Source organism: Phycicoccus flavus (assembly GCF_004025965.2).
Classification (GTDB): domain Bacteria; phylum Actinomycetota; class Actinomycetes; order Actinomycetales; family Dermatophilaceae; genus Phycicoccus; species Phycicoccus flavus.
This window is the reverse complement of the sequence record NZ_SAYU02000130.1, coordinates 1-3,518: the sequence shown is the minus strand read 5'-3', so window position 1 is coordinate 3,518 and position 3,518 is coordinate 1. Positions and strand designations below refer to the sequence as shown.

The 3,518-nt window shown below is 74.5% G+C and carries 3 protein-coding genes and 1 pseudogene; 2 read left to right on the top strand and 2 right to left on the bottom strand.

What is annotated here, in order from left to right; genetic code table 11:
- Positions 1-290 (bottom strand): rhodanese-like domain-containing protein (locus tag EPD83_RS20015; RefSeq protein WP_165567062.1); only part of this gene is annotated, 290 nt, incomplete at its 3' end.
- A 484-nt stretch (positions 291-774) separates the two neighbouring features.
- Between EPD83_RS20015 and EPD83_RS20010 the strand changes: the two genes are divergently transcribed.
- Positions 775-2,325: a DUF222 domain-containing protein gene (locus EPD83_RS20010; RefSeq protein ID WP_128367756.1), complete on the top strand. Its 1,551-nt coding sequence runs from the start codon at positions 775-777 to the stop codon at positions 2,323-2,325.
- A 109-nt stretch (positions 2,326-2,434) separates the two neighbouring features.
- Positions 2,435-3,091, top strand: coding sequence for a maleylpyruvate isomerase N-terminal domain-containing protein (locus tag EPD83_RS20005; protein ID WP_164896617.1), 657 nt, complete (start codon positions 2,435-2,437; stop codon positions 3,089-3,091).
- A 10-nt stretch (positions 3,092-3,101) separates the two neighbouring features.
- On the opposite strand, the pseudogene EPD83_RS20000 reads toward EPD83_RS20005, so the two are convergent.
- Positions 3,102-3,518 (bottom strand): annotated as a pseudogene (locus tag EPD83_RS20000) (hypothetical protein); the annotation flags it as partial.

Below are 3,518 nucleotides of genomic sequence, written 5' to 3'. Positions count from 1 at the left end.
AGCGCCTCGGCGGCGGCCATGCTGCGCACGCCGCTGCGGCACAGGCAGTAGACGGGCCGGCCGGGCTCGAGGCCGGCGGCGCGGACCTCGTCGACGAACCGGTCGTTGCGCGTCCCGCCGGGGTAGTGCGACCACTCGACGAACGCGACGTCGCGGCCGGAGGCCTCGAGGTCGGGCACGCCGACGTAGGTCCACTCCGCGTGCGTGCGCACGTCGACGAGGAGGGCGTCGTCCGGTCCGGTGACCGCGTCGTACGCCTCGGCGGGGGTGACGTCGCCTGCGTAGCTCATGCCCGCCAGCCTAGGACGAGGGTCCGACGGCGTCCCGGCGCGTCTCAGGTCCGGCGGGGTGGGGTCAGGTACGAATCCGGCCCGGGACGGGGTGCGTGGTGGGTCGCCTGCCGCTGTCGACCCCCTTCGGGCTGCTCAGTGTCGACCGGCCGTGACCCGGGGCGGTGGGCCTTTGACGGCATTGCGCGTTGCCTGCCCTTCCAGCCGGGCTCGGTCTCAGGCGGCCTTGGACGAGGTCCGTGGTGGGTCGCCTCACCATGCCGGCCTCCCTTCGGGTGGAGGGCACTCGAGCCACTGGTTCGGCCTCCTCACGGACCCTCCAGCGCGTGTGCGTAAGCCTCCCCCGGACCGATAGTCGAGCTCGTGTCGACCGACTTTCCGGCGGTGAAGGCTCCCTCAAACTTCCTCTAATCTCGTTCTCCTGCAACGTACTACACCCGGCTCGATGCTTGTCGTCGTACGCGTGTTCGGGTAAGATCAGGGCATGGACCGGGGGAACGTCAGCAGCCGCATCGCCGCACTACGCGGCGATGCTGTCGCGCTGGCGAGGGACCTGGCCGAGCACGGCCGGAGCCTGGATCCGCGGGAGGCGTTCGAGGTCGCCGGTGAGCTTCAGGGCCTGGTGAACGCGGCGGAGGGTGCGCAGGCCGTGGCTGCTGCGTTCGGGGCGCGGTTCGAGAGCCGGATGGTCTCGGACCGGGTGATCGAGCGGACCCACCCGGTGGGGTTCGTCGACGGGATGGCGCCCTCGATGCTGGCGATGGAGGCCGGGGTGACCGAGGGTGTCGCCGGGCGGAAGATCCGGCTCGGGGCGAAGCTGTCCGCCCGGTTCCCGCAGGTCCTCGAGCTCGTGCTGGACGGGGAGGTGGCGGCGGTGACGGCGCACAAGGTCCTCGACGCCACCGCCGGCCTCGACGTCGACGCCTGCCTGCGGGTGGACGCCTCGCTCGCGCCGCGTCTGGCTGCGATGGACCCGGCGCGGGTGTCGTCCGAGACCCGCCGGATCGCCGCCCGGGTGGCGGCGGACCAGGTGGCCGAGCACGCCGCCAGGACCAGGAAGGTGCGGACGGTGGAGGTGTGCCCGAGCGAGGACGGCCTCACCGAGTGGTTCGCCCTCCTGCCCACGGCGACGAGTAAGGCCGCCTGGACCGCCGTGGAGAGCCTCGCCGCGGAGTACCGGGACGTCGACGACACCCTGACCGTCCCCGAGTCCCGGGCCGACGCCTTCGGTGACCTCCTGCTCCGCAACGTGAGCGTCAGCGCCCAGGTGACCCTCGGGGTCCCCGTCGTCACCGGCGCCCCCGACCCTGTGGCTGCACCGACCGTGCGGACGTTCTCCCCGCGGGACCCCGACGAGACGATCATCGACGCCACCACCGGTCAAGAGGTCCGCATCGGCGACCTCCCCGCCGACACCCAGGAAGACCTCGGCTGGCACGAGTTCGCGGACTACGAGAGCGCCGACGGCCCCGGCGTGCCGACCGCCGTCGAGATGGCCCCCACCCGCCTCGGCGCCGACACCGGCGCCACCGCCTTCGTGTCCGGGGTGCAGCTGCCCGGCCTGGGCTGGGTGGACGCCACCACCGTCGCCGGCATCCTCACCACCCTCCCCCTGCAGGTCGCCCGCGCGGTCCTCGACGCCGACACCGGCACCCTCGCCTCCATCACGTCGGACGCGTACGGGCCACCGGCGAAGATGCGGCAGCTGGTGACCGTCCGGGACGGGACCTGCCGGATGTACGGCTGTCATCGTCCCGCCGAGACGTGCGACCTCGACCACTTCCGCCCCTGGCCCACGGGACCCACCACCCCCGGCAAACCTCGCCGGGCTCTGTCGACGCCACCACCGCCTCAAGCAGCAAGGCCACTGGCGACCGACCCTCCACCCCGACGGCACGATGAGCTGGACCGACCCCACCGGCCGGACCCGCACCACCGAACCCGCCCACCGCACCCACCCCGACGACCCGCCGCCGACACCGTCACCGTCACTGACACCGCCGAACCATCAGCACGAACTCGGCCCGCGCGATGACGCGTGGGACGACTTGCCCATCCCCTTCTGACCGACCGCCGTGACCGGCGTCCCGACCGGCACCGCTCGTTCTGGCCACACGAGGGAGCGCCGTGCCAGGCTGACGGACGTGCTCTCCATCGGTCACGCCCAGGGTCGTGAGGCGTTCGTCGGGGCGGTCGAGGCGTTCGTCGCCGCCGCGGAGACCACCGACGAGTACGACCTGCTCGGGGCGTCGCGGTGTCACGGGTGGGCGCGGCTGGACGTCGTGACGCACGTGCTGGCGGGGTGGGGCGAGCTGCTCGGGGGGCTGGCGGCGCGGACGGGAGGGCCGGCGACGGTCGACGCCGCCACGTACTGGACCGCGTTCGCGAGCCTCGACGAGGGCGACCCGGTCGAGGTGCTGCTGGCGCGCCGTCGTCGCTCGGACGCCTACCGGGGGCCGGCGTCGGCCGTGCGCGAGCTCGGGGATGTCGGGGGCACGCTGCGGCGGATCTGCGAGGACCTGCCGGACGGGCGGCACGCGTTCCAGGGGCAGGTCCTCACCAGCGGCGACCTGCTCGCCACCTGGGCCGTGGAGACCGCCGTGCACCACCTCGACCTGCTCGCCGGCCACCCGGCGCCCGAGTCCGCCCTGGACCTGGCCCGGCGGACCTGCGAGGCGCTGCTCGGCGAGCCGCTGCCCACCGGCTGGGCCGACACCGACGCCGTGCTCGTCGCCACCGGTCGCGTCCCGGTGCCGGACGACGGCGCCGCCCTCGCCGGACGCCTGCCGGTGCTCGGCTGAGCGAAGGGCGTCAGGTCCGTCCGGTGAAGGCGATCGAGACGTCGTCGCCGGGCCAGACCTCGACGCCGGCCAGCGAGCCCGCCGGGGCCGCCAGCCGGGACTGCCGGTCCGCCGGGACGCCGAGCAGGTGGCCGAGGACGGCGCGCACGACGTCCGGCGGGCAGACGACCACCGTCGTCCCGCCCCGCTCGACGACGCGGTCCCAGGCGCCGGGCCCGCTCGCGGGGTCCGACCAGCCCCGGTCGACGACCGCGTCCACGCCGAGCGCGTCACCGACCTCGGCGGCCGTCTCGACCGCGTCGTCCCCGGACGCGGTGACGAGGCAGCGGGGCGCCCCGCCGAGCAGTCGCTGCACGGCCGCGGCCGGCGCCGACGACGACCCGCCCGAGCTCGCGACGAGGACCACCCGCACCGGTGTCCCCGACCG

What these genes read in the sequence shown, in the direction of transcription:
- EPD83_RS20010 (WP_128367756.1), top strand. Translation starts at nt 775, where the DNA reads ATGGACCGGGGGAACGTCAGCAGCCGCATCGCCGCACTACGCGGCGAT.